Here is a 24571-nt window from a genome sequence, read left to right as displayed (position 1 = left end):
TTCCTGGTTCAGTCAGTTGCCAGGGCGCAGTTTACGGACCAGGGGCAGGACCCGCCCGGCTGCGTCCTTCACCAGCCGGCGCCCCTGCTGGAGGCCCTTCCGCGCCAGCGGCATGGCCTTGGCGTATGCAGGGTAGAAGGGCGACAGCGGCTTTTCCCACGTGCCCAGCAGCATGTTCTCGTGCCGGGCGAACTGCTTCTTAAAGTCGGAGATGCCGTCGTTGAGCAGGCCGTTGAAGTCGTACCGGCTGCAGCCGTCCTCGCGCATGGACTGCAGGGCCGCCCACTTTACGCCGTAGTTGACGCGCTGCTTCTGTCCCTCGGCGGAGACGCCGCCGTAAAGCTCGAAGGCGGTGGTGCCGCTGCGCGACAGCCACGTGAACGCCAGCAGCTGCTCGCCGTCGAACGCGCCGATGATGGGCGAGGCGTCACCGAGGTTGTGGAAGATGTCGCGGTAGTACTGGTCCTCGTGGATGCCGAAGCCCGCCCGCTCGGCGGTCTGGTGGTAGATGGCCAGGACCTGTTCCAGCTCGGAATCGTTCTTCACCTTGCGGAACTCCACGTCACTGCGCATCGCCTTGCGGATGTTGGCCCGGGTGGACTTGGACATCTCCGCCATCAGCTCGTCGTCGGTCCGGGTGAGGTCAAGGATGAGCGTGCGCGGGATGAGCACCGTGTTGGTGGACTCCCGGAGTCCGGCAGCGGCCACCGCGCCGGCGAAAGCGGAGTCCCGGTCCCAGTCAGGTTCGATGCTGAGGGCCACGCCCCGGTGCCGGAGGGCGGCGTGTTCGGCCAGCCGGTTGAGGACCACCTGGGTGTGCTCAACGGAGCACATGGGGCCGCGCGGAATGTAGACCAGTGCACGGAAGGGGAAGGGAAGGCTGCGGACCAGCAGCTGGGCGGCACCGATGGTTTCGTCCCCGGCCTTGACCAGGACCCGGTCCACGGACCAGCCGTGTGCCGCCTTGGTTTCGCCCCAGCCCCACAGCTGCTGCGGATGCCCCTGGAACCGGTCAACGTGCTCGTCCCAAAGGGCGCGGTCAGTACAGGGCACAACAGCAGGAATCATGGCTTAAACCCTATACCAACGCATTAACGCCAAAGCCCCGGGTGCGCACGCGGCGCCCCGGGGCCTTGGAGTCCTGCACTGGCCGTCAGTTCTTGCGGGCGTAGCCTTCCCACTTGCTGGCCTGGTGCTCACCCTCCACGAAGCGGATGGTGCCGGACTTGGAGCGCATCACGATGGACTGGGTCAGGACCTTGTCCTTGGAGTAGCGGACGCCCTTGAGCAGGTCGCCGTCGGTAATGCCGGTGGCGGCAAAGTAGCAGTTGTCACTGGAGACGAGGTCGTTGGTGGACAGCACGCGCTCCAGGTCGTGGCCGGCGTCGATGGCCTTCTGCTTCTCTTCGTCGCTGGTGGGCCAGAGGCGGCCCTGGATGACGCCGCCCAGGGACTTGATGGCGCAGGCGGCCACGATGCCCTCGGGGGTCCCGCCGATGCCCATGAGCGCGTCCACGCCGGTTCCGGAGCGGGCCGCGGCGATGGCGCCGGCAACGTCGCCGTCCATGATGAATTTGGTCCGTGCACCGGCTTCGCGGATTTCCTCCACCAGCGGGCGGTGGCGGTCGCGGTCAAGGATCATGACGTTGAGCTGGTTGACCTTGACGCCCTTGGCCTTGGCGATCAGGTGCAGGTTCTGCTTGACCGGCAGGCGCAGGTCCACCATGTCCGCGGCTTCGGGGCCGGTGACCAGCTTCTCCATGTAGAACACGGCGGAGGGATCGAACATGGAGCCACGCTCGGCCACAGCCAGGACGGCCAGCGCGTTGTTGATGCCCAGGGCGGTCAGGCGGGTTCCGTCGATGGGGTCAACAGCCACGTCCACCTCGGGGCCGGTGCCGTCGCCAACACGCTCCCCGTTGAACAGCATGGGGGCTTCGTCCTTTTCGCCTTCACCGATCACCACGACGCCGTTGAAGTGGACGGTCTGCAGGAAGGAACGCATGGCGTCGACGGCTGCGCCGTCGGCGGTGTTCTTGTCGCCGAAGCCAACCCAGTGGCCGCCGGCAATGGCGGCAGCCTCGGTGACGCGGACAAGTTCAAGGGCAAGGTTGCGGTCCGGCTCGTCGTGGCCCACCGCAAGGGACGGTGAAATCGTGGAGTACTTCTGGGTCATGGACGCTGGTGACACGTGAACCTCTTCTTCGAGTGGCGATCATTGAACCCGCCCGCCGGTGCAGCAGAACGGTGATTCCTCTGCTATCGATCATAGTCGCGGCGCCGTGCCGCGGGCGGCCCATGACGCAACCGCGCAATGTACCCCACCGCTGCCGGCAGCCCCCGGTCAGGGCCCGAATGGAAGTCCGGCTCCGGGATGGGCGACTATAGAGGGGTGAACGACATGCACGAAGCCACCAGTCCCAGCTCCGGCGAGGCACAGCCCGAAGGCCGCCCCGCCGCTGCCGGCAGCAGTGCCGAAACCCCGTTTAAGCCCGTCATTCCGGCGGCCGCCGCCAAGCGGGCCAACGCCTCGGTGATCGGCATGATCATCGCCCTGGTGCTCAGCATTGCTGCGTTCCTGCCTGTTGTCCTCATGAATCCCCAGCCCAAGGGCGAAAGCTTCCGGCCGGACGTCGATGTTGCGTCCGTGGCACGGAATGCCGCAGATGTGGCCGGATTCACACCGGTTGCACCGGACACCGGCAACGCGTTCCGCGCGAACTATGCCCGGTGGGAGGCAGGGACGGGCAACGGCGTGCCCACGTGGGAGGTTGGCTACGTAACCCCCAAGACGTCCTTCATCGGCCTGGTCCAGACCACCAGGGCCAACCCCACCTGGCTCCTCCAGCAGACCAAGAACGCCCCCGTCACCGGGACCCGGAACGCCGGTGGCCAGGAATGGGAACTGCGGGACACCGGCAAGGGCGAAAAATCGATGATCCTGAACTACAAGGGCAGCACCGTCGTGCTCTCCGGCGCCGCGGAACTGGACGAATTCGCGGCCCTGGCCGCCGCCGTCGTGGCCTCCCTTGACGCCAACCCGGCCGTCACAGTTTCCCCGTCCGCCACCGCCGCACCTTAATGTAGTAAGCATGGCTACTAACCTGACCCCTGCACTGGCATGGCGCCGCCTGCGCGAAGGCAATGAACGTTTCGTAAACGGCGAGTCCAGCCATCCGAACCAGAACGCTTCACGGCGCTCCTCGCTGGTGGAGACCCAGAACCCCTTCGCGGTGATCTTTGGCTGCTCCGATTCCCGGCTTGCGGCTGAGATCATTTTCGACGTCGGCCTGGGCGACGTCTTCGTTGTCCGCACAGCTGGTCAGGTAATTGACGACGCCGTCCTCGGCTCCCTGGAATACAGCGTGGCCGTGCTGGGGGTGCCGCTGATCGTGGTGCTTGGGCACGACAGCTGCGGTGCCGTCACGGCCACCAGGGACGCCGTTGAGACCGGCGAGATGCCGGCGGGGTTCATCCGGGACCTCGTGGAACGCATCACCCCCTCCGTCCTCACCTCCCTGCGGAACAACCAGACCGAGGTCAACGACATGGTGGTGGAGAACGTCAAGCAGATGTCGCAGCGCCTCGCGGACAGCTCGCGTGTGATTTCCACCGCAATCGAGGAAGGCCGCACCGCTGTCATCGGCCTCTCCTACCGCCTGGCGGAGGGCCGCGCCGACCTTGTTTCCGGAATCGGCGAGCTCTAGAAGCAGCCTGCCGGCGGCCCAGCGGGCCGCCGGCAAAGCACCCTTAACGGTTTTCGATGGGGCGCCCAGTCGCCATAAGCTAGCCCCATGACTTCCACTGAAGAGTTCCGCATTGAACATGACACGATGGGCGAAGTCCGCGTCCCCGTGAACGCACTGTACCGCGCGCAGACGCAGCGGGCAGTGGAGAACTTCCCCATTTCCGGCAAAACCCTGGAACGCACCCACATCGAGGCGCTGGCCCGGGTCAAGAAGGCAGCTGCCCAGGCCAACGCAGAACTGGGCGTGCTCGACGGAGAGCTGGCCAAGGCGATTGCAGACGCTGCCGATGAGGTGGCCGCCGGCAAGTACGACGGCGACTTCCCCATCGACGTCTTCCAGACCGGCTCCGGCACCTCCTCGAACATGAACACCAACGAGGTCATCGCCGAGCTCGCCACGCGTGCGCTGAAGGCCGCCGGCAGCGACAAGGTGGTCCACCCGAACGACCACGTCAACGCCTCGCAGTCCTCCAACGACGTGTTCCCCACCTCGGTCCACGTGGCTGCCACCTCCGCGCTGATCAACGACCTCATCCCCGCCCTGGGCTACCTGGCAGAGTCGCTGGAACGCAAGGCTGCTGAGTTCAAGGACGTCGTCAAGTCCGGCCGCACCCACCTCATGGACGCTACCCCGGTGACCCTCGGCCAGGAGTTCGGCGGCTACGCGGCACAGGTCCGCTACGGTATCGAGCGCATCAACGCCTCGCTCCCCCGCGTTGCCGAGGTTCCGCTGGGCGGCACCGCCGTGGGCACCGGCATCAACACCCCCGCCGGTTTCCCGGAGCGCGTCATCGAACTGCTCGCCACGGACACCGGCCTGCCGCTGACCGAGGCCCGCGACCACTTCGAGGCCCAGGCCAACCGCGACGGCCTGATCGAGGCGTCCAGCCAACTGCGCAACATCGCCATCTCCTTCATGAAGATCAACAACGATCTGCGCTGGATGGGTTCGGGCCCCAACACGGGCCTGGGCGAGATCGCCCTCCCGGACCTGCAGCCCGGCTCCTCGATCATGCCCGGCAAGGTCAACCCGGTCATCTGCGAGGCCTCCATCATGGTGGCGGCCCAGGTCATCGGCAACGACACCGCCATCGCCTGGTCGGGCACCAACGGCGCCTTCGAGCTCAACGTCGGCATCCCGGTCATGGCTGCCAACCTGCTCGAATCCATTCGCCTGCTGGCCAACACCAGCCGCGTCATGGCGGACAAGATGATCGACGGCATCACGGCCAACGTGGAGCGCGCCCGCTTCCTGGCCGAGGCCTCCCCCTCGATCGTGACCCCGCTGAACAAGTACATCGGCTACGAAAACGCCGCCAAGATCGCCAAGACCGCCGTCAAGGAGGGCCTGACCATCCGCCAGGCCACCGAGAAGCTGGGCTTCGTCGGTGAGGGCGAGGGCAAGGTTTCCGAAGCCGACCTGGACAAGGCCCTGGACGTCACCACCATGACGGCCCCGGCCCACAAGGCCTGACGCCCGCGGCGCCAACCGCTGAATGCCCGACGGCGGCGGGCCACCTTTCGCGCGAAAGGTGGCCGGCCGCCGTCGTACTTTAATCTCGAAGCACCAAAGTTGCACTAAGTAGCTTTGGGTGCAAAAATTTACTCCGTGTCCGATAGTGCAACTTCCACAGATTCCGGCCTACGCGAGCGCAAACGCGCCGCTACCCGCGCCGCCATCACCTCGACTGCCCGGGCCCTGACCGCGGAACGCGGGCTCAACGGGTACACCGTGGAGGAAGTCTGCGAGGCCGCGGGCATTTCACGCCGGACCTTTTTCAACTACTTCCCCACGAAGGAAGATGCCATCATCGGCCACGCGGATGATGACGTTCCGGCGGACGCCGTTGAGGATTTCGTGGCGGGGGGAGCCGGCTCACCCGCAGGCGACATCTCGCCCACCCTGTTCCGCGATTTGGTGAGACTCTCGCTCCGCCTGGCCGAGGACATGGCCGCCTCGGAGGAAGAGACGCGGCAGCTCATCGGGGTGGTCCGTAAGGAACCCCAGCTCATCCTCCGGATCATCGGCGTGACGGAGCAGCGGGAGGCCCAGTTCGCCCGGGATGTTGCCCGCCGTGAAGGCGTCGCCCCGGACCACCCCGTGGTGCAGATGGCCGTGGTCCTGCTCAGCACCATCGCGCGCAAGAGCAGCATGGCGTACTTCGCGGACGGCAACACCCGAAGCTACCGGGACCTGCTCCTGGAAAACCTTTCCGCAGCCAGCCTGCTCTTCTCCCAGCCCTTCGATATTCCGGACCCCGTCTCCGCAAAAGGACAATCATGAGTACCGCCACCACCAAGGCGCCGGCAGGGCCCCTGCTGTTGACGCAAAAACGCATCTGGATCATCTTCTCCGCGCTGATCGCCGGAATGCTGCTGTCCAGCCTGGACCAGACCATCGTTTCAACCGCGATGCCAACCATTGTGGGCAAGCTGGGCGGCGTGGAGCACCAGGCCTGGATCACCACGGCCTACCTGCTGGCCACCACCATCGTGATGCCCATCTACGGGAAGTTCGGTGACATCCTTGGCCGCCGAAACCTCTTCCTGGTGGCCATCGCCCTGTTCACGCTCGCGTCGGTGGGCTGCGCCCTGGCCACGGATTTTTGGGGCTTCGTCATTTTCCGCGCCGTCCAGGGCCTGGGCGGCGGCGGTCTCATGATCCTGTCCCAGGCGATCATCGCGGACATCGTCCCCGCCAAGGAGCGGGGCAAGTACATGGGCCCGCTGGGCGCCATCTTCGGCCTCTCCGCCGTGGCCGGGCCGCTCCTGGGCGGCTTCTTCGTGGACCACCTGACCTGGGAATGGGCCTTCTACATCAACATCCCGGTTGGCCTCGCGGCATTCGCCATCGCTTGGTTCGCCCTTACTCTGCCCAACAAGAAGGCCGAAAAGCGGATCGACGTCCTGGGCGTCGTCCTGCTGTCCGCCGCCACCACCTGCCTGATCTTCTTAACCGACTTCGGCGGCAAGAAGGACGAAGGCTGGGATTCCCCGCTCACCTGGGCCTTTGGCGCCGGCCTGCTGTTGTCCGCCGCCGCGTTCGTGCTGGTGGAGCGCCGTGCGGAGGATCCCATCATCCCGCTGAGCCTGTTCCGCAACCGGATCTTCATCAACGCCACCGCCATCGGCTTCACGCTCGGCCTTGGCATGTTCTCCGCCATCGCCTTCGTCCCCACCTTCCTGCAGATGTCCTCGGGCACGTCGGCAGCCGAATCGGGCCTGCTGATGCTTCCGATGATGGCGGGCCTCATGGGTACCTCCATCTACTCGGGCATCCGGATCTCCAAGACCGGCAAGTACAAGATGTTCCCCATCCTGGGCGCGGTCTTCACCATGGCGGCCATGCTGTGGATGACCACCCTCGCCGCGAGTACCCCCATCTGGGTGATCTGCCTGCAGCTGTTCGTCTTCGGCGCCGGCCTGGGCCTGATCATGCAGGTTGTGGTGCTGGTGGTCCAGAACTCCGTCCCGGCAGACCAGATCGGCACCGCCACCAGTACCAACAACTACTTCCGCGAGGTCGGGGCCGCCATGGGTGTGGCCGTGTTCGGTTCCATCTTCACCACCCGACTCTCGGAATCCCTTACCAGCGCCTTCACGGGGGCAGGAGCCTCAGCAGAGCAGGCCGGGCAGTCCACCCGGACCCTGGACCCGCAGGCGCTGAACCAGCTGCCGGAACAGCTGCGCAACGCGATCGTGAACGCCTACGCCGATTCCCTGGCACCGGTGTTCTGGTACCTGCTCCCCTTCATCGCCGTGGCACTGCTCCTGGCCATCACGCTGAAGCAGATCCCGTTGTCGGACACCGCCGGTATGGTGGCACGCGGCGAGGCGGTGGGCGGAGAGGAAGCCGAGCGGCTCGCCGCCGGGCTTCCCGGCGCCGCTGCCGGCACCGACGGCGCTGGGCGTGACGGGGACATCGTCAAGGACGACGACGGCGAGCTGGTTTCCCAGGGCCGCTGACCGCCGTCGGACGCTTGGCCTGGCCGCTGCCGGGCCGGCTGCCGGGGCTTGCCGCCTGCTACTGGCAGGCAAGAGACCAACAGGGTCGCCGCAATCTTGGGGGTTGCGGCGCCCCTGTTTTCTTTCTGTGCCCGTGCCGCCCGCACAGGAGGGGTTATGGCTCGAAGTGGACGGCCCCGGAGGGGGCCAGGGCCTGGCGGATGCTGGTGAGGTGCCCCGGCATGAGTTCGGGAAGTTCATCGAGGCTGAACCAGCCAACGGCCAGCGATTCGTCGTCATTGACCCTGGCCTCGCCGGAGACGTAACGGCACAGGAACACGACGTCCAGGAACTCACACACGTCGCCATTGGGGTAGGTGACCGGGCCCACTGCGCCCACGGACACCACGCGTTCGGCTTCCGCCACCACCGCCGTTTCCTCAAAAATCTCCCGGACCAGGCCCCGCGCGGGCTGCTCCCCCGGATCCAGCATCCCGCTGACGAGCGCCCACTGCCGGTTGTCCGCCCGTTGGGCCAGCAGGATCCGGCCGGCATCATCCACCACCACACCCCTGACCCCGGGAACCCAGAGGGGATCGTTGCCGATCTTCTTGCGCAGCTTCAGGACGTATTCGGGTGCAGGCATAACCACAGCCTATCCAACAGGTCCTTGAGGCACTGCAGAGCGCTCAGGTGGGCAGCAGCATGGCGGCTGCGGCCCCGGCGAGCATGAACGGGCCGAACGGGATGGACGACTTCAGGGTTCCCCGCCGGGCCGCCAGCAGCGCCAGGGACCACAGGCCGCCGAGGAGGAAGGCCAGGAACGTTCCGGCGAACAGGTGGCCCCAGCTCAGGTAACCCAGGTACATGCCCAGCACTCCTGCGAGTTTGACGTCGCCGAACCCCATGCCGGGCGGATAGATGAACCGGAGGACGAAATAGAACAGCCACAGCACTCCTGCCCCGGCCACCACGCGGAGGGCAGGGACGGCCAGGACCCCGCCGGTGTTCCCCGCGTCCGGGCCGGCCCAGGTTGCCGCGGCTGCTGCCAGCAGGAGTGCCCCGGCCACTCCGTAGGACGGGAAGACGATCCTGTTGGGCAGGAGGTGGTGCCGGACATCGATGATCGTGAGCCGGACGGCCATCACCGCAAAGTACAGGCAGGCCGCCAGGACCAGCCAGAAGGCCAGCGGGGTGTGCTGCCAGAGGTCGCCGAGTCGTCCGATCACTCCTCGGATGCTACTGGATCCACCCGTTCCGGCCGTAGCGCCCCCGCGTAAAATGTGGATATGTCCACCTGGGACTCCCGCCGCCGCCCGGATCCGGGCCCTCCAGCCGCCCCCGCGGACCTGGCCGGCATGTTCCGGAACCTGTGCCGTTCATCCCCTTGGAAGTGGCAGTCGCTGAGGTTTGAGTACTGGGACCAGGCCTTTGAGTCGGCACCGGCTCCCGGCGCGCCTTTTGTCCGTGCCTGGTTGCGGCGGCCCGGGGCGCTCCGGCTGGAAAGCCCGGAAGGCCTGGTCCTGCACAGCACCACGGGCATCAACGATTCCAAGGCCGATTTCTATGTGAGGGCCACCCGAAAATCCTGGCTCCTGCCTCCCCACCTGGTCACCCCGGTCTACGACGACGGCGGCCTGGTGCGCCGCCGTCCCGAAGCTGCCTACGGCGAACCCGGGTTCGGCAACGGCCGTTTTGCGGCTGCGCTGGACCCCGTGGAGCTCGCCGGCAGCGCCCCTGTACCCATCGAGTTTCCGGGCAGCGACGCGCTGGATATCCGTGAGGTCCGCCTGGCCGACCACGAAGGCCGGGCCGCCCTTCAAGCGGTTGTGGCGCCCAACGCCGCGTACCGCCCCGCTGATCCGGCCGCTCCCCTGTGCCTTCCGGGCATTTCCCGGCTCCGCGTGGACGTGGGCACCGGTGTATGCGTCGCCAGCACATCCCTTGAGGCGGGCACAGAGGAATACGGCCATTGGATCCGGATCCTTGCCGTGGACGAATATATGCTCGACGACCTGTTCCTGGCCCAGTCCATGAACCTCACCGACGTCCGCAAACACATCAGCTGGGACATTCCCGCCTGAGCGTGACAGGTCCTCCTGGCCCCGGTCGGCTAGGCTTCGCGGATGACGACGATGAGCTCCATCTGGCCCTTGTTCGACCTCACCCTGACCACGCCGCGGCTGGAGCTCCGTCCCATCACCGACCAGGACATCCCGGCAGCCGTCGACGCCGCCCGCAGCGGGATCCACGACGCCGCCAGGAACCCTTTCAGCACGCCATGGACAGAACTGCCCGACGACGAGCTTGGCCCCAACATGGCCCGCTGGTACTGGCGCTGCCGGGCCGAATGCACTGCGGAGAGCTGGACCCTGCTTCTGGGTATCTGGCACGACGGCCAGTTCATCGGCTGCCAGGACGTGGGCGCCAAGGACTTCGGTGCACTCAAGACGGTCAGCACCGGCTCCTGGCTCAAGCAGTCCGTCCAGGGCCGGGGCCTGGGCAAGGAGATGCGTGCCGCCGTCGTCCTCTGGGCCTTCGACTGGCTTGGCGCAGAAGTCGCCGAATCGGAGGCCGCCGCCTGGAACGAAGCCTCCCTCGGCGTCTCCCGCTCCCTCGGCTACGAACTTAACGGCACCAGCCGCAAAGCCTGGGGCACCAAGGTAGAGACACTCCAGCACGTCCGCCTCACCCCCGAAACCTTCAACCGCCCGGACTGGGAGCTGCAGGTCGAGGGCCACAAGGCCGCGGCGAAGTTCCTCAGCGTGCGTTGAGTGCCTGTCCGTGGCTGGGTACGCCGGGTTGCGGTCCTTCTCCGTCGCTTAGACACAGCGCATAGGGCCACCTCCGGTCGCTGGGCGACCTACGGCGGCCGATGCGCCGCGATGCGCTCCTACGAGAAGGGCCGCAACCCGGCTTGGGCGTGGGGCAGCCTTCCGGCAGCGTGCGTCAAAGGCGAGGAACGAGCCAGCACACAGAGGAAGGGTGCCCTACGCACCCAGTCAGCCTTCGAGCAGTTCCGTGACGAGGGCTGCGATCGGCGAGCGTTCGGAGCGGGTGAGGGTTACGTGGCCGAAGAGCGGGTGTCCTTTCAGGGTTTCGACGACGGCGGCGATCCCGTCGTGCCGGCCGACGCGGAGGTTGTCCCGCTGGGCGACGTCGTGGGTGAGGACGATTTTCGAGTTCTGTCCGATGCGGCTCATGACCGTGAGGAGGACGTTCTTTTCGAGGGACTGGGCCTCATCGACGATCACGAAGGCGTCGTGGAGGGAGCGTCCGCGGATGTGGGTGAGGGGCATGACTTCGAGCATGCCGCGGTCCATGACCTCCTCCACCACTTCCTGGCTGACCAATGCGCCCAGGGTGTCGAAGACTGCCTGCGCCCAGGGGTTCATCTTTTCGGACTCGGAGCCCGGCAGGTAGCCGAGTTCCTGGCCGCCAACGGCGTAAAGGGGCCGGAAGACGATCACTTTGCGGTGTTCGCGGCGCTCCAGAACCGCCTCGAGTCCTGCACAGAGGGCCAGTGCGGACTTGCCGGTGCCCGCCCGTCCACCGATGGAGACGATGCCGACCGCGGGATCCATGAGCATGTCGATGGCCAGCCGCTGCTCGGCGGACCGGCCGTGGAGGCCGAACACGTCGCGGTCGCCCTTGACCAGGCGCACCTGCTTGTCGGCACCTACCCGGCCGAGTGCCGAGCCGCGGTTGGAGAGCAGCACCAGCCCGGTGTTGACGGGAAGTTCGGCCGCGGCGGGGATGAAGACGGGTTCGTGCCCGTACAGTGTTGAGATCTCCTGCTCGTCGGCTTCGATTTCCGCGACGCCCGTCCAGCCGGAGTCCTTGACCAGCTCGTTGCGGTACTCGTCGGCGGTGAGCCCCATGGCGGAGGCTTTGACCCGCATGGGCAGGTCTTTGGAGACGACCGTGACGTCGCGTCCTTCGTTGGCCAGGTTCTTGGCCACGGCGAGGATGCGGCTGTCGTTGTCGCCACTACGGAAGCCCAGCGGCAGGACCTCTGCGGAGATGTGGTTGAGCTCCACCATGAGCGTGCCGCCCTCATCGCCGATGGGCAGGGGCTGGTTCAGGCCGCCATGCTTGACCCGGAGATCGTCCAAGAGCCGCAGGGCCTTCCGCGCGAAGTAGCCCAGCTCGGGGTCGTGCCGCTTGGCTTCGAGTTCGGTGATGACGACGACGGGGACAACCACCTCGTGTTCGGCGAACCGCAGGAGAGCGCGGGGATCGGAGAGCAGGACGGAGGTGTCGATGACGAAGGTGTGGATGTCGGCTTCCCTTCCGGAGACAGCAAAACCGGCCACAGCATCAGTTGCCGCGCCGGTTTCAAAGGTGGTTCGCTCATCGCGAGAGGTAGCTTTCCCGCCCTGTCCAACCAGGACCTCGGGCAGTTGTTCAGAAGTAGCCACATCGACTCCAGCCCCGGGCGCAAGCCCGGAATTGTTATTGGTGAGGCGGCTCGGCCACGAGGCCGGATCCGGCCTCCCATACAACCGGTGCGATGTTTCGCTCCATGTACTGGCCTCCCCGATCAGCCGGCGGTTTTGCCTGCTGATGGATATAACGTAAATCCACAGCGGGTCATTTCCGCAACTATTTGGCGGCGATTTCTCCGGCGGATGTATGAACTCGTGGTGAACCGGGGGTTTCAGGCACCAAAGCGGCGTTGCCGGCCCGCGTAGTCGCGCAGGGCGCGGAGGAAATCCACCTTGCGGAAGGCCGGCCACAGGGCCTCGCAGAAGTAAAACTCGCTGTAGGCGCTCTGCCACATGAGGAAGCCCGAAAGCCGCTGCTCCCCCGACGTCCTGATCACCAGGTCGGGGTCCGGCTGGCCGCGCGTGTAAAGGAAGCGTGAAATGTCATCGACGCACAAGTCATCGGCAAGTTTGGAGATGTCCATGCCCTTGGCGACGGCGTCATGCAGCAGTTCCCTAACGGCGTCCACGATCTCCCGGCGGCCACCGTACCCCACCGCCACGTTGACGTGGATTTTCTCCCGGACGGGCGTCCTGGCCGTGAGCTTGTTGAGCCGTTCGGCCAGGTAGTCGGGAAGCAGTTCAGGAGCACCCATGGCATGGACGGAAATGTTGGCGTCCTCGTCCAGCCGGTCCAGCGTGTTGGCGATGATGCCCATCAGGAGGTCGAGTTCCTCGCTGGAGCGGTTCATGTTGTCCGTGGACAGCATGTACAGCGTCACCACTTTCACGCCGAGTTCCTGGCACCAGCCGAGGAATTCGTGGATCTTGTCAGCGCCGGCCTGGTGGCCCTGGCTGGTGGGTGCATTGAACTGTTTGGCCCAGCGGCGGTTGCCGTCCACCATGACACCAATGTGCCGGGGAATGCGGTCCCGCGGAAGGTCCTTGAGCAGTCGGCGCTCGTAATAGCCATAGAGGAACCCGGGCAACTCCACGCGTCCACTCACCTGACTTTCCTGCCGTACGTACATCCACATCCTAGGCTACCGCCCGCGGAACCCCGGGACCTGCAGCACGGGGCAACAGTCCTTCCAACCTTGTTACCCATGAGTAACTTACCCAGCCGTAAGTTATTCTGGTGGCATGAACAGCGACTCCCCCACGGCCTCCCCGGCACCCCGGCCGGAGGACCGGAACGCCGGCGCGGAACCGGAATCCAGCGCGATGGATGATGCCGCCGTCCGCCTGGCGGAACTGCTGATGATCAAACCGAAGTGGCGGGGCTGGATTCACACGGTCACGGCGCCGCTGGCCCTGGCTGCCGGCATCATCCTGGTGGCCCTTGCCCCCACCACGGACCGCAGGATTACCTCGGCCGTCTACGCCGTTACCGGCGTCCTGCTGTTCGGAGTCAGCGCCGTTTACCACCGCGGCAATTGGTCCCCGCGGGTGAAACTCGTCCTGAAACGGCTGGACCACACCAACATCATGCTGGTGATCGCCGGCACCTACACACCGCTGGCATGGACACTCCTGGAACGCCAGCAGGCAGTGGTGCTCCTATGGGTGATCTGGACCGGCGCCATCCTCGGCGTGCTGTTCCGGCTGCTGTGGACTGACGCGCCCCGCTGGCTCTACGTGCCCATCTACATCGCGCTGGGCTGCGGCGCCCTCTTCTACCTGCCGCAGTTCTTCCAGGCAAGCGTCCCCGCGGCGGTGCTGATCTGCGTGGGCGGTGTCCTCTACATCACTGGCGCTGTTTTCTACGCCCTGAAGAAGCCCAATTTCAGCTACTACCACTTCGGCTTCCACGAACTGTTCCACGCATTCACGGTGTTCGCCTTCGCCGCCCACTTCGTGGCGATCGCACTGGCGGTCCTCTCCTAGGGACTGCTCGACCCCGGGGGCACGCCTACTCGCGCGGCCGCGAAAGCCCGTCCGCCGGGCCGTTTCCGTTGGAATCCGGCGCAGAAGGGTTCGCAGCCGGGTGCGTGCCGTCGTCGAGCCCGTCCTGGGCGTCCGCGGCCTCAACATCCGCCGTAGCTGCCGCAGCCATGCGCTCTTCCTCCACCTGGGCGCGGTAGCGCACCCTGCGGATCCGCCGCACCATGTCCACGATGAGCAGGGCGGTTGCCACCACAAAGAAGGCCGTCATGATGAACCCCAGCAAGCCCGGCGTCACCTGGTCCTCGGAGATGCCGTCCCGAAGCGTAGGGGTGGGCATGGGGGTCGGTGTGGTGGCCAGGGTGAGGAGCAGAGAATGCACGGTGGATACCTTCTGGTGGAACGGATGCAGCAGGCAGCGGACGGAAGCGGCCGCCAAGCCTATCTTCTACGCGGGATAGAAATAACCTGCCTGTCTATCTTAGCCCTGTAAACAGGTCCTTCTCGGGGAGCTCCGAGTGCACCCGCGAGTGGATCAGGGAATAGTCCTCCCACGGCCAGACGCGGCGCTGCATCTCCGGCGAAACGGCGAAGAAGAACCCGAGGGGGTCCACTTGGGTGCGGTGGGAGCGCAGCGCGTCGTCCCGCGTTTCGAAGAAGTCGCCGCAATCAATCTGCGTAGTGGTGGGGTGCGCCGCAGGCGGCGGGGTGTGCCCCTCGGCGTCGGACTCTAGCCAGGCCGCCAGGCGTTCAGCATAGGGCGACTGCAGCCCGGCTTCTTCCAAGGCAAAGTGCAGCGCCCGGAACCGCTCGGGGCTGAAGGCGCGGTCATAGTAGAGCTTGCTGGGTTCCCACACTTCCCCCGCGTCCGGATAGCGGCTGGGATCGCCGGCGGCCTCGAACGCTTCAACAGCTACTTTGTGCGCCATGATGTGGTCCGGGTGCGGGTACCCGCCGTTCTCGTCATAGCTGAGGATGACGTGCGGCTTGAAGGAACGGACCAGCCGGACCAAAGGCGCTGCCGCCTGGCGCAGAGGCAGGGTGGCGAAGGAGCCTGCGGGAAGCGGCGGGAGCGGGTCGCCTTCTGGAAGGCCCGAATCGACAAAGCCAAGCCACCTCTGGCGGATGCCCAGGATGGCAGCGGCCCGCTGCATCTCGAGGCGGCGGGCGCCGGCCATGTCACGCTTGGGATGCGGTTCGCCTTCGACGGCGGGGTTTTGGATGTCGCCCCGGGACCCGTCCGTGCAGGTTGCCACCAGGACGTCCACGCCGGCGGCAGCGTACATCGCCATGGTCGCAGCGCCCTTACTCGATTCGTCATCCGGGTGGGCGTGGACCGCGAGCAGCCGGAGCGGCATCTGGGAGTTGCTGGACGCTGTCATGGAAAGGACGGCTCCTAATTCTTCTTCTGCGGCTGGTGGCAGCTTACGGATGATGATCGCGGGGCATATGCCTCACGGCAGTTACAGCCACCGCCAGGCAGCGGCGGAAGGGCACTAAACTGGTCTGGTGACTTCCCCGGACCAGCCGGCCCAACCCGCGCCCGCAGACTCTAGCCTAGCCAATCGCTATGGTGCTAAAAAGCGCCGGCTCTCCCCCAAAGCTGCCCGCGCTGCGATCGCCGCCGCAATGGCCGTGGGAATCGGATTCCTGGCCTGGGTCACCACCTCCAACTCGCTTTCCGGCGTGACGTACAAGGACGTGGGCTACAGCACCACCGATGCCACGCTCGCCGAGGTCGACTTCCAGGTCACGCGTGAACCGGGGAACCCGGTCAAGTGCGCCGTGAAGGCCCTTGATTCCAAGTTTGCCGTGGTGGGTTGGAAAGTGGTGGACATTCCGCCAACAGCGGCGGATGGAACTCCCGACGGCGGCAGGACAGTGGCCCAGCGCGTCACCTTGCGCACGGAGTCGGCGTCCGTGTCCGGCGTGGTGGACAGCTGCTGGATCCCCGGCGCAGAGTCCTAACGCATGTGATCTGCGACGCTTCCCTGTTGGGTTATCTCCAGGGGATTGACTACAATGGAGAGATACCTTTACCCCGCTGAGCTGGTTACTGTTCCACAAGTGGCCACCGTGGCGGGGTCTTTTGCATGTAGGACCACTAGAGGAGAAGTCCGTGTCTACCACCAACAGCGCATCTGCAGCCTGGCTGACCCAGGAAGCTTTTGACCGCCTGAAGGCAGAGCTGGACCACCTTTCCGGCGCAGGCCGGGCGGAGATCGTCCAGAAGATTGAAGCAGCGCGGCAAGAGGGGGACCTCAAGGAAAACGGGGGCTACCACGCGGCCAAGGAGGAGCAGGGCAAGATCGAAGCCCGCATCCGCCAGCTGACGGTGCTGCTCCGGGATGCCCATGTGGGTGAAGCGCCTGCCGATGACGGCATCGTGGAGCCCGGCATGATCGTGGTCGCCAGGATCGCCGGTGACGAGGAGACCTTCCTGCTGGGGTCGCGCGAAATCGCCGGCGACTCGGACCTGGATGTCTTCAGCGAGAAGTCGCCCCTGGGTTCAGCCATCCTGGGCCACAAGGAGGGCGAGACCCTCAGCTACACCGCGCCCAACGGCAAGGACATCAAGGTGGAGATCCTCTCCGCCAAGCCTTACACGGGCTAGCCCTGAACCCTGCTCCGCACAGGACGTGCGGCAAAGCAGGACGCCTTTCACAGCAAAAGAGCGGCGGCCGTCCCCATCGGGACGGCCGCCGCTCTTCCTTAAGTACTTATGGGTGCAGGCCGGCGGCGGGACCTGCCATCAGAATCCCCGCGCAATTGCAGGGGTGCGCGGACGAAGCAGGAGGGCTGCAAGCACCCCTCCGGCCGCACCGCCAAGATGTGCCTGCCAGCTGATGTAGCCGGCGACGAACGGCAGGGCGCCGAGCAGAATGCTCCCGTAGCCCAGGAAGAGAACCACGGCGAGGAGGATCTGCCGCCAGCTGCGGTTGAAGAACCCGCGCACCAGCAGGAAAGCGAAAAGGCCGAACACCAGGCCGGAAGCACCCACCGTGACACCGTTCCCGATGAGCCAAACAGTCAGGCCGCTGCCCAGCCAGCTGAAAGCCAGGGCGGTGAGGAAGACCCGCAGCCCGGAGAGGAACACCAGGAAGCCGAAGATCATCAGGGGCAGGCTGTTGGACAGGAGATGGTTCAGGTTTGCGTGCAGGAGCGGGAAGGTAAAGATGTCCAGCAGCCCGTCAGGGCTCCTGGGGCGCAGGCCGAACGTCCGGGTGAGGGCGCCCATCATCAGTGTGTTGACCACTTCGATGGCGAACAGCAGGACCAGGAAACCACCCAGCACCACCAGTCCGCCCTTCGCGCGGGACGCGATAGTCTGCCGCTCGAGGCTTCGGCCGTTCCCCGTAAATCCGCTACCCAGTCCGGCCATGGCCGCTCCTAATGCACCACGATCGGCTGGAAGCCCTCGGCACGCAAAGCGCTGAGGACCTGCTCCCCGTGCTGGTGGCCCTTGGTCTCCAGGTTCACAGTGATGGAGACGTCGCCCATGCTGATGGAGCCCCCCACCCTGGTGTGGTCAAGGCCGGTCACGTTGGCGTCGTTTTCGGCGATGATTCGGGCGATGGTCGCCAGCGAGCCGGGCCGGTCGTCAAGCATCATGCGGACCGTCATGTACCGGCCTGCGGCGGAAAGGCCGCGCTGGATGACCTTGAGCATCAGCATGGGGTCGATATTGCCGCCGGAGAGCACAGCCACCGTGGTGCCCGGGTTCTCGATCTTGCCGTCCATGAGGGCGGCGACCCCCACTGCACCCGCAGGTTCCACAACCATCTTGGCCCGTTCCAACAGGAAGATCAGGGCGCGGGCCAGGGAGTCCTCGCTGACCGTGACCACATCGTCCACCAGTTCCCGGATGATGCTGAAGGGCAGCTGTCCCGGCCGCCCGACGGCGATGCCGTCCGCCATGGTGGACACCTTCTTGAGCGGCACCAGCGCATCCGCGGCCAGCGAGGGCGGGTAGGCCGCAGCGTTCTCCGCCTGGACGCCGATGATCCGGATGTCCCGGCCAAGTTCGCGGGCGCGGGCCTTGATGGCCACGGCGACTCCTGCCAGGAGGCCTCCGCCGCCTACGCCCATGAGGACGGTGTCCACGTGCGGGACCTGCTCCAAAATCTCCAGGCCCACGGTCCCCTGTCCCGCCACCACGTCCACGTTGTCGAACGGATGCACGAAGACCATGCCGGTTTCGTTGCTGTAGCGCTGGGCCTCGGCGAGCGCCTCGTCCACGTTGTGCCCGTGCAGGATGACTTCGGCTCCGTGGCTCCGGGTGGCGGCGAGCTTGGGCAGCGCGACGCCCAGGGGCATGTAGATCCTGGCCTTGATGCCGAGGCTCTTTGCAGCGACTGCGACGCCCTGGGCATGGTTGCCGGCAGATGCCGCCACCACGCCGCGCTTCTTTTCGTCAGGAGAGAGCCGGGCCATCCGGACATAGGCACCACGGACCTTGAACGAGCCGGCGCGCTGCAGGTTTTCGCATTTAAAGTAGACGTCGCCGCCTACCATGCCGCCGAGGGCCCGCGATGACTCCACGGGAGTGCGCGCGATAATCCCGTCAAGCAGCTTCTGCGCCTCAAGGACATCGTCCAGTGTGACGGGAAGGGTTTCAAGGATCTTCACGGACTACTCTCCTCTGGGTTCTGCCCCGGCGCCCTCCGCGGAGGAGGTGCGGGCATCACGGTGTTCGGCTGCAGTGCCGGCCGCCGCGTCCCTTCCGGCGTCGGATGCAGAAGGCGGTTCAACATCCTGGATGGTGTTGTCTCCGCCTGCTCCGGCTGTGATGGGCTTCCCGGCAATTACCGGCACCTGTTCATGTTCCCACGTTCTGGCGGCGATGTAGCGAACGGCCGAGTTTGCTACGGCCAGGATGGGCACGGAGAACAGGGCGCCGGGGATACCGGCAAGGTAGGAGCCGGCGGCAACGCTGAGGATTACGGCCACCGGGTGGAGCGATACCGCCTTGCCCATCACCAGTGGCTGCAGGATGTGGCCCTCAAGCTGCTGAACCAGGAGGACGATTGCCAACATAATAAGGGCGTTGACGGGGCCGTTGGCCACCAGTGCCAGGAGGACAGCGACGACGCCGGTCACCAGGGCACCCACCACCGGGATGAACGAGCCAAGGAACACCAGAACACCGAGGGGCAGCGCAAGCGGGACGCCGATGATGGCTGCACCCACGCCGATGCCGAGGGCGTCGACTGCCGCGACGAACATCTGGATGCGCGCGTAGCTGACCATGGAGGCCCAACCCTTATGGCCTGCGCCGAACGTGGCGGCCCTGGCCTTGCGCGGAAGCATCCGGACCAGGAACGCCCAGATCCGGTCCCCTTCCAGGAGGAAGAAGATGAGGATGAACAGCGACAGGAGCATTCCGGCAGCGAAATGGCCGGCGGTGCTGCCGACGGAGAGAGCCCCGCTGACGATGCTGCTGCTGTTGTTCTGCACCGCATCGGTGGCTTCCTTGATGTACTGGTCGATCTGGTCTGCGGTGAGGTGCAGCGGACCTGCGGACAGCCAGTCCTGGACCTGCCGGACGCCTTCGAGTGCCTGCGAATAGAGCTCACTGAAGCCGACAGCCAGCTGCCGCCCCACCAGGGCCAGCGCCCCGACAATGACGCCGATGAAACCAAGGATGGTTACCGCTACGGCCAGACCCGCCGGAAGTCCCCGCTTCTTCAGCCAGGCTGTCACCGGGCTGAGGAGCCCGGCGAGGAGGGCGGCCACCATGATGGGGATGATCAGGAGGGTGATATGGCTGAGCAGCCACACCAGCGTCCCGGCCATCAGGAGGATCAGGCCCAGGCGCCACGACCACGAGGCCGCGATGCGGATTCCGTAGGGAATGTCCCTGTCCAGTTCACGGTCAGCCAGGACCCGCAGGGGCGCAGCCCCGGCGGCTGCCGCCGGGGCCGGATTGGCAGGCGCTGGATGGGCAAGGGTAACGTCGTCCTCTTTAGGCGTCATATCCCCATACTTCCCCAGCAGCGGCCCAATGCAAACTAAAGGCGGGGCAAACCACCGGCCGGCAAACTACCGGCCCGCCCCGCCCGGCCTGTAGTCGATACCCCATTCCATGCTGAAGGACTCCCCCGGGGGCAGCCATCGAAGGCCGTCACCGGAGTTGAAGGCATTGGCCGGCCCCGTCATGGGCTCCACGGCCACCGCACGGGTCCTGCCCGGGTACAGCGTACTCACATAGACGTGGACGTAACTGCAGGCTTCATCCTGCCAGAGCGACACCGCGCTGCCGTCGGCTGCAGCCAGGGTATGCCGGGCCTTTCCATCCTCATAGTGCAGGTCCGTCAAGGCAACGTCCACGGCAATGTCCGCAACGTGCCGGCCGGAACGGAAGTCAACGTCCCCGTCCACGGGGGCCGAACCACGCGGGATCAAACGCTCATCTGCCACCAGCCGGGTATCGGCGGCAACGGTCAACCGCAGTTCCTCCACCGGGGCGTCGCCAAGGCGCAGGTAGGGGTGCGCGCCCAGCACGAAGGGTGCAGCCGCAGCAGAATCGTTGGTGAGGGTTTGCCGGACGTGCAATCCCAGGTCTCCCGAAAGCTGGTACTCCACGCGGTGCCGTACCAGGAACGGGTAGCCGTGCTGCGGGAAGGCGGCTGCCTCCAGTGCGACGGCGTGCGGGGACTCCCCCACCAGGGCGTAACCGGTGTTGCGGAGCAGGCCGTGGCTGGCGTTGTTGCGGGACACCTCGGTGATGTCCAGCTGCTGCTTCCTGCCGTCCAGGAGCCACTGCCCGTCCTCCACCCTGTTGGCCCACGGCGCCAGCGTTATGCCGGCACCGCCGGGGGCGATCTCATCATCGCCGTAGGTCTCGGTCAGCAGGACCTTTCCCCGGCTAAAGGAGCGGAGCCCGGCGGCGAGTTCGGTGACTACGGCCACGGCATCGCCGCGCCGCAGCTCGTATTGCCGCCCGGTAGCGCAAGGCCGGGCGGCTGCGGAAAATGCGGTGATTCCCTGTTCGGAAGAGGCTGTCATGGGCATTACCGTACAACGGCCGGCCCGGGTCCTCGCATATGGCGCACTGTTACTTTTTGTTGCTAACTATTCATTCTTGATCGTTTGTGCGAGACTTTTTGCATGACAGGGATTACCAGCACCACGCTCTCCGACGGCCGGGAGCTGATGTACTTCGACGACGCCGGCACCACCACCCCGCGCGCCGAACACCTCACCACCGACCACCGGGGGCTGCCGCCACGTGGTGAACCGGGCGAGGTCCGCTTCGATGCATTGACGGACGAATGGGTGGCCATCGCCGCGCACCGCCAGACCCGCACCCACCTGCCGCCGGCAGACCAGTGCCCCATTTGTCCCACCACCCCCGCCAACGCTTCGGAAATTCCTGCCGACGATTACGACGTCGTGGTCTTCGAAAACCGGTTCCCCTCCCTGGGACCGGCCCTGGGACCGGTACCCGAGGGCGCCGCATGGGGAACCAAAGGCCCTGCCTACGGCCGCTGCGAAGTGGTGTCCTTCACCCCGGAACACACCGGGTCCTTCAGCGGCCTGACCCCCCAGCGCTCCCGCACCGTGATCGAGGCGTGGTCACAGCGTACCGCTGCCCTCAGCGCTTTGGACGGCATCAAGCAGGTCTTCCCGTTCGAAAACCGCGGGGCTGATATCGGCGTGACGCTGCACCACCCCCATGGCCAGATCTACGCCTACCCGTACGTCACGCCGCGCGCAGGGGTCTTGGGTGCCGCCGCCAGGAAGTACTACGACGCCAAAGACGGCAGGGACACCCTGACCGGCTCACTGCTGCGCGCCGAACGGGAAGACGGCAGCCGGATGGTGCTTGAGGGCAAGCACTTCAGTGCCTACGTGCCTTTCGCAGCCCGCTGGCCGCTGGAAATCCACCTCGTACCGCACCGCCATGTCCCCGACCTTGCCGCACTGGGCGGGGAGGAAAAAGATGAGCTGGCACACGTCTACCTGGACCTGCTCAAGCGGGTGGATGCGCTGTACCCCACACCCACGCCCTACATCTCCGCCTGGCACCAGGCGCCGCTGGATGACGTCCTTCGGCCGGCCGGCTACCTCCACCTCCAGCTGACCTCCCCGCGCCGGGCCGCCGATAAGCTGAAGTACCTGGCCGGGTCGGAAGCAGCCATGGGTGCCTTCATCAACGACACCACCCCCGAAAATGTGGCGGAACGCCTGCGCACTGTGGTGGTCCCGCCGTCGTCCACGCGTGCTGCCGCCATGGCCGCCACCCCGGAAGGAGCCTCCGCGTGAGCATGCAGGAACAAGGCCAGGCCGGCACCGCGCCTGACGCCCGGGTAGACCTCAGCGCCCGCTTCGAGCAGGAGTTCGGCAGCGCGCCCGACGGCGTATGGCAGGCCCCGGGGCGGGTGAACCTCATCGGCGAACATACCGACTACAACGAGGGCTTTGTCCTGCCCTTCGCCATCGACCGCGCGGCCCGCGTTGCCGTCGCCGTCCGCCAGGACTCCACCGTGCGGCTGCTCTCAACCTACGGTGACCAGGGCGTAGTCAGCACCACCACCGATTCACTGCAGCCCGGCACAGCAAAGGGCTGGACCAAGTACCCCCTGGGCGTCATGTGGGCACTCCGGGAGCGGGGCATCGACGTCCCCGGACTGGACCTGCTCCTGGACTCCAACGTGCCGCTCGGTGCCGGCCTTTCGTCGTCGCACGCCATCGAATGCGCGGTCATCACGGCACTGAACGATCTCACCGGGGCCGGCCTGTCTGCCCAGGACATGGTGCTGGCCACCCAGCGGGCGGAAAACGACTTCGTCGGTGCGCCCACGGGCATCATGGACCAGTCCGCATCGCTGCGCGGTTCAGAGGGCCACGCGGTCTTCCTGGACTGCCGGGACCAGACGGCAAGCCTGGTTCCCTTCGAAACCCAGCCCGCGGGCCTGGTGCTCCTGGTGATCGACACCAAGGTGTCGCACGCGCACTCCGATGGAGGCTACGCCTCACGGCGGGCCTCCTGCGAGCTGGGCGCCGAGGTGCTGGGCGTCAAGGCCCTGCGGGACGTTGAGGTGGCCGACCTTGAGGAGGCCAGCGGCCTGCTGGACGAGGAGACCTTCCGGCGGGTGCGGCACGTGGTCACCGAGAATGACCGGGTGCTCCAGACCGTGGAGCTGCTGGGTGGCCCCGGCCCCAGCGCCATCGGCCCCCTGCTGGATGCCAGCCACGCCTCCATGCGCGACGATTTTGAAATCTCGTGCCCCGAACTGGACCTGGCCGTGGACACCTCCCGGGCCAATGGGGCCATCGGCGCGCGCATGACGGGCGGCGGGTTCGGCGGAGCAGCCATCGCGCTGACCCCGGTGGACGCGGAACAAAAGGTGCGTGACGCCGTCGTGAAAGCTTTCGCTGGCGCCGGCTTTGCGGCACCGGAGATCTTTACCGTCTCCCCTGCCGCCGGAGCGAGGCGGATCTCCTAGCCAGGTGGCGTAGGCGCAACGCCCTTAACGGCCGTGGGCCCCACCAATTGGTGGGGCCCACGGTTGCTTAACGTACGACGGCGGAAGCTGCCTGGGTGCCTAGTCGTCGCCGCGGAGGATGGCCAGCAGGCGGATGATCTCCACGTACAGCCAAACCAGCGTGACGGTGAGGCCAAAGGCAGCGGTCCAGGAGAAGCGCTGCGGAGCGCCGCTGCGGACGCCCGCCTCGATGCTCGTGAAGTCCATGATCAGCGAGAAGGCAGCAAGGCCAATGGCCAGCAGGCCGATGAAGACGCCCAGCGGGATGCCGAAGATTTCAACACTGGTGCGCAGGCCGAACGGGCTCTGCACGGCGCCTGTCCACATCATGACCATGTTGATCAGCGCGAACACGGCGTAGCCGATAACGGCGATCATGAAGAACCGCATGGCGCGTGGCGTGGCCCGGACCTTGCCGCTCTTGAAGAGGACCAGGGTCACGGCGAAGACGGACAGCGTGCCGATCACGGCCTGGAGGCCCACGCCGGGGAACATGCCGTCGAGGATCCGGGTCAGGCCGCCAAGGAACAGGCCTTCGAGGGCTGCGTAGGCCAGGATCAGCGCCGGCGACGGCTGCTTCTTGAAGGTGTTCACCAGAGCCAGTACAAAACCGCCCAGGGCACCGACGATCATCAGCAGGGAGGCCAGGCCTTGTGCCACCACAAGGGTGACTGCGGCGCCGGCAATCACGGCTGCAAGGCAGGCAGCGGTCTTCATGATGACGTCGTCGAACGTCATGCGGCCGGTGTCTGCGGGACCGGCGGACGGCTGGGCGTACATCTGCCGCAGCTGTTCGTCGGTCATGTTCTGGGACTGCGTGCCCCAGCCCTGGCCATAGGGAGCCTGGCCGTGCGGCTGCTGGCCGTAAGGAGCCTGCCCGTACGGCTGCTGGCCGTAGGGAGCGCCATAAGGAGCCTGCGGGACAGGCGGTGCCTGGGTGGCTCCACGGAAACTCTTTCCGTTGAAGATCGGGTTGCCGCCAAGTGCCATTGCGGTGTTCCTCCATGTGGGTGTGGGTGATGGTTTGGTTACGCTACCAATTCCCACGTGGCGGCGGCCTGGAAAGTTCCCCAGGG

General features: G+C 66.1%; 25 protein-coding genes. 12 read left to right on the top strand and 13 right to left on the bottom strand.

Annotation, left to right across the window (positions count from 1 at the left end; all coding sequences use genetic code 11):
• Positions 1–12: 12 nt before the first annotated feature.
• A complete protein-coding gene (locus ACIGJD_RS05985) occupies positions 13–1068 on the bottom strand; it encodes a lipid II:glycine glycyltransferase FemX (RefSeq protein WP_483688727.1) in 1056 nt (351 codons plus the stop codon).
• Between the two features lie 85 nt (positions 1069–1153).
• Positions 1154–2176: a class II fructose-bisphosphatase gene (glpX, locus tag ACIGJD_RS05980; protein WP_200830737.1), complete on the bottom strand. Its 1023-nt coding sequence runs from the start codon at positions 2174–2176 to the stop codon at positions 1154–1156.
• 225 nt (positions 2177–2401) lie between these two features.
• Here glpX and ACIGJD_RS05975 point away from each other — a divergent pair, with 225 nt between their 5' ends.
• The 5 genes from ACIGJD_RS05975 to ACIGJD_RS05955 all read left to right on the top strand — a co-directional run bounded on the left by ACIGJD_RS05975 (position 2402) and on the right by ACIGJD_RS05955 (position 7714).
• Positions 2402–3082 (top strand): DUF4245 domain-containing protein, encoded by a 681-nt coding sequence (locus tag ACIGJD_RS05975; protein ID WP_483689437.1) that lies wholly within the window; start codon positions 2402–2404, stop codon positions 3080–3082.
• A gap of 10 nt (positions 3083–3092) precedes the next feature.
• Positions 3093–3707: a carbonic anhydrase gene (locus tag ACIGJD_RS05970; protein WP_142130667.1), complete on the top strand. Its 615-nt coding sequence runs from the start codon at positions 3093–3095 to the stop codon at positions 3705–3707.
• An 87-nt stretch (positions 3708–3794) separates the two neighbouring features.
• Positions 3795–5222 carry a class II fumarate hydratase gene (locus tag ACIGJD_RS05965; protein WP_483688726.1) on the top strand — a complete coding sequence of 476 codons (1428 nt, stop codon included), beginning with the start codon at positions 3795–3797 and terminating at the stop codon, positions 5220–5222.
• A gap of 135 nt (positions 5223–5357) precedes the next feature.
• The gene (locus tag ACIGJD_RS05960; protein WP_483688725.1) at positions 5358–6032 is read left to right on the top strand and encodes a TetR/AcrR family transcriptional regulator; all 675 of its coding nucleotides are present in this window, start codon (positions 5358–5360) and stop codon (positions 6030–6032) included.
• Positions 6029–7714: an MDR family MFS transporter gene (locus ACIGJD_RS05955; protein ID WP_483688724.1), complete on the top strand. Its 1686-nt coding sequence runs from the start codon at positions 6029–6031 to the stop codon at positions 7712–7714. Before ACIGJD_RS05960 ends, ACIGJD_RS05955 begins: the two co-directional genes overlap by 4 nt.
• 154 nt (positions 7715–7868) lie before the next feature.
• Here ACIGJD_RS05955 and ACIGJD_RS05950 read toward each other — a convergent pair whose 3' ends face one another.
• Positions 7869–8339, bottom strand: a complete 471-nt coding sequence (locus ACIGJD_RS05950; protein WP_286402824.1) for an NUDIX hydrolase — start codon at positions 8337–8339, stop codon at positions 7869–7871.
• 43 nt (positions 8340–8382) lie between these two features.
• A complete protein-coding gene (locus ACIGJD_RS05945) occupies positions 8383–8922 on the bottom strand; it encodes a prepilin peptidase (protein ID WP_483688723.1) in 540 nt (179 codons plus the stop codon).
• 60 nt (positions 8923–8982) lie between these two features.
• On the opposite strand from ACIGJD_RS05945, the gene ACIGJD_RS05940 reads away from it, so the two are divergent.
• Together ACIGJD_RS05940 and ACIGJD_RS05935 are read left to right on the top strand one after the other, a co-directional pair.
• A complete protein-coding gene (locus tag ACIGJD_RS05940) occupies positions 8983–9777 on the top strand; it encodes a hypothetical protein (protein WP_483688722.1) in 795 nt (264 codons plus the stop codon).
• 42 nt (positions 9778–9819) lie between these two features.
• Positions 9820–10467 (top strand): GNAT family N-acetyltransferase, encoded by a 648-nt coding sequence (locus tag ACIGJD_RS05935; RefSeq protein WP_483688721.1) that lies wholly within the window; start codon positions 9820–9822, stop codon positions 10465–10467.
• A gap of 228 nt (positions 10468–10695) precedes the next feature.
• Here the strand turns inward: ACIGJD_RS05935 and phoH2 are convergent, their stop codons facing one another.
• Entirely contained in the window at positions 10696–12114 is a 1419-nt protein-coding gene (gene phoH2 / locus ACIGJD_RS05930; protein ID WP_483688720.1) for an RNA 5'-3' helicase PhoH2, read from the bottom strand.
• A 239-nt stretch (positions 12115–12353) separates the two neighbouring features.
• Entirely contained in the window at positions 12354–13115 is a 762-nt protein-coding gene (locus ACIGJD_RS05925; protein ID WP_272910836.1) for an isoprenyl transferase, read from the bottom strand.
• Positions 13116–13263: 148 nt separating this feature from the next.
• Here ACIGJD_RS05925 and trhA point away from each other — a divergent pair, with 148 nt between their 5' ends.
• Complete coding sequence (trhA, locus tag ACIGJD_RS05920; RefSeq protein WP_483688719.1) at positions 13264–14007, top strand: PAQR family membrane homeostasis protein TrhA; 744 nt, start codon at positions 13264–13266, stop codon at positions 14005–14007.
• 25 nt (positions 14008–14032) lie between these two features.
• Here the strand turns inward: trhA and ACIGJD_RS05915 are convergent, their stop codons facing one another.
• Positions 14033–14386, bottom strand: coding sequence for a hypothetical protein (locus ACIGJD_RS05915; RefSeq protein ID WP_483688718.1), 354 nt, complete (start codon positions 14384–14386; stop codon positions 14033–14035).
• Between the two features lie 94 nt (positions 14387–14480).
• Positions 14481–15386 (bottom strand): mycothiol conjugate amidase Mca, encoded by a 906-nt coding sequence (mca, locus tag ACIGJD_RS05910; protein ID WP_483688717.1) that lies wholly within the window; start codon positions 15384–15386, stop codon positions 14481–14483.
• A gap of 127 nt (positions 15387–15513) precedes the next feature.
• Here mca and ACIGJD_RS05905 point away from each other — a divergent pair, with 127 nt between their 5' ends.
• Together ACIGJD_RS05905 and greA are read left to right on the top strand one after the other, a co-directional pair.
• Positions 15514–15972, top strand: coding sequence for a DUF4307 domain-containing protein (locus ACIGJD_RS05905; RefSeq protein WP_142130678.1), 459 nt, complete (start codon positions 15514–15516; stop codon positions 15970–15972).
• A 151-nt stretch (positions 15973–16123) separates the two neighbouring features.
• Positions 16124–16618, top strand: a complete 495-nt coding sequence (gene greA / locus ACIGJD_RS05900) for a transcription elongation factor GreA (protein ID WP_483688716.1) — start codon at positions 16124–16126, stop codon at positions 16616–16618.
• A 138-nt stretch (positions 16619–16756) separates the two neighbouring features.
• On the opposite strand, the gene ACIGJD_RS05895 is transcribed toward greA, so the two are convergent.
• The 4 genes from ACIGJD_RS05895 to ACIGJD_RS05880 all read right to left on the bottom strand — a co-directional run bounded on the left by ACIGJD_RS05895 (position 16757) and on the right by ACIGJD_RS05880 (position 21012).
• The gene (locus ACIGJD_RS05895) at positions 16757–17386 is read right to left on the bottom strand and encodes a rhomboid family intramembrane serine protease (RefSeq protein WP_483688715.1); all 630 of its coding nucleotides are present in this window, start codon (positions 17384–17386) and stop codon (positions 16757–16759) included.
• Positions 17387–17394: 8 nt separating this feature from the next.
• Positions 17395–18633, bottom strand: a complete 1239-nt coding sequence (gene ilvA, locus ACIGJD_RS05890) for a threonine ammonia-lyase (RefSeq protein WP_142130681.1) — start codon at positions 18631–18633, stop codon at positions 17395–17397.
• 3 nt (positions 18634–18636) lie between these two features.
• Positions 18637–19980 (bottom strand): AI-2E family transporter, encoded by a 1344-nt coding sequence (locus ACIGJD_RS05885; protein WP_483688714.1) that lies wholly within the window; start codon positions 19978–19980, stop codon positions 18637–18639.
• A gap of 66 nt (positions 19981–20046) precedes the next feature.
• Positions 20047–21012 (bottom strand): aldose 1-epimerase family protein, encoded by a 966-nt coding sequence (locus ACIGJD_RS05880; protein WP_483688713.1) that lies wholly within the window; start codon positions 21010–21012, stop codon positions 20047–20049.
• A gap of 102 nt (positions 21013–21114) precedes the next feature.
• Here ACIGJD_RS05880 and galT point away from each other — a divergent pair, with 102 nt between their 5' ends.
• Together galT and galK are read left to right on the top strand one after the other, a co-directional pair.
• The gene (gene galT, locus ACIGJD_RS05875; RefSeq protein WP_483688712.1) at positions 21115–22272 is read left to right on the top strand and encodes a galactose-1-phosphate uridylyltransferase; all 1158 of its coding nucleotides are present in this window, start codon (positions 21115–21117) and stop codon (positions 22270–22272) included.
• A gap of 2 nt (positions 22273–22274) precedes the next feature.
• A complete protein-coding gene (gene galK, locus ACIGJD_RS05870) occupies positions 22275–23456 on the top strand; it encodes a galactokinase (protein WP_483689436.1) in 1182 nt (393 codons plus the stop codon).
• A 99-nt stretch (positions 23457–23555) separates the two neighbouring features.
• Here the strand turns inward: galK and ACIGJD_RS05865 are convergent, their stop codons facing one another.
• A complete protein-coding gene (locus ACIGJD_RS05865; RefSeq protein ID WP_483688711.1) occupies positions 23556–24485 on the bottom strand; it encodes a Bax inhibitor-1/YccA family membrane protein in 930 nt (309 codons plus the stop codon).
• Between the last annotated feature and the right edge of the window lie 86 nt (positions 24486–24571).

The organism is Arthrobacter sp. E1SS-5, from assembly GCF_057073715.1.
The sequence above is the reverse complement of the archived record's forward strand: the minus strand, read 5'-3'. Positions and strand labels throughout refer to the sequence as shown.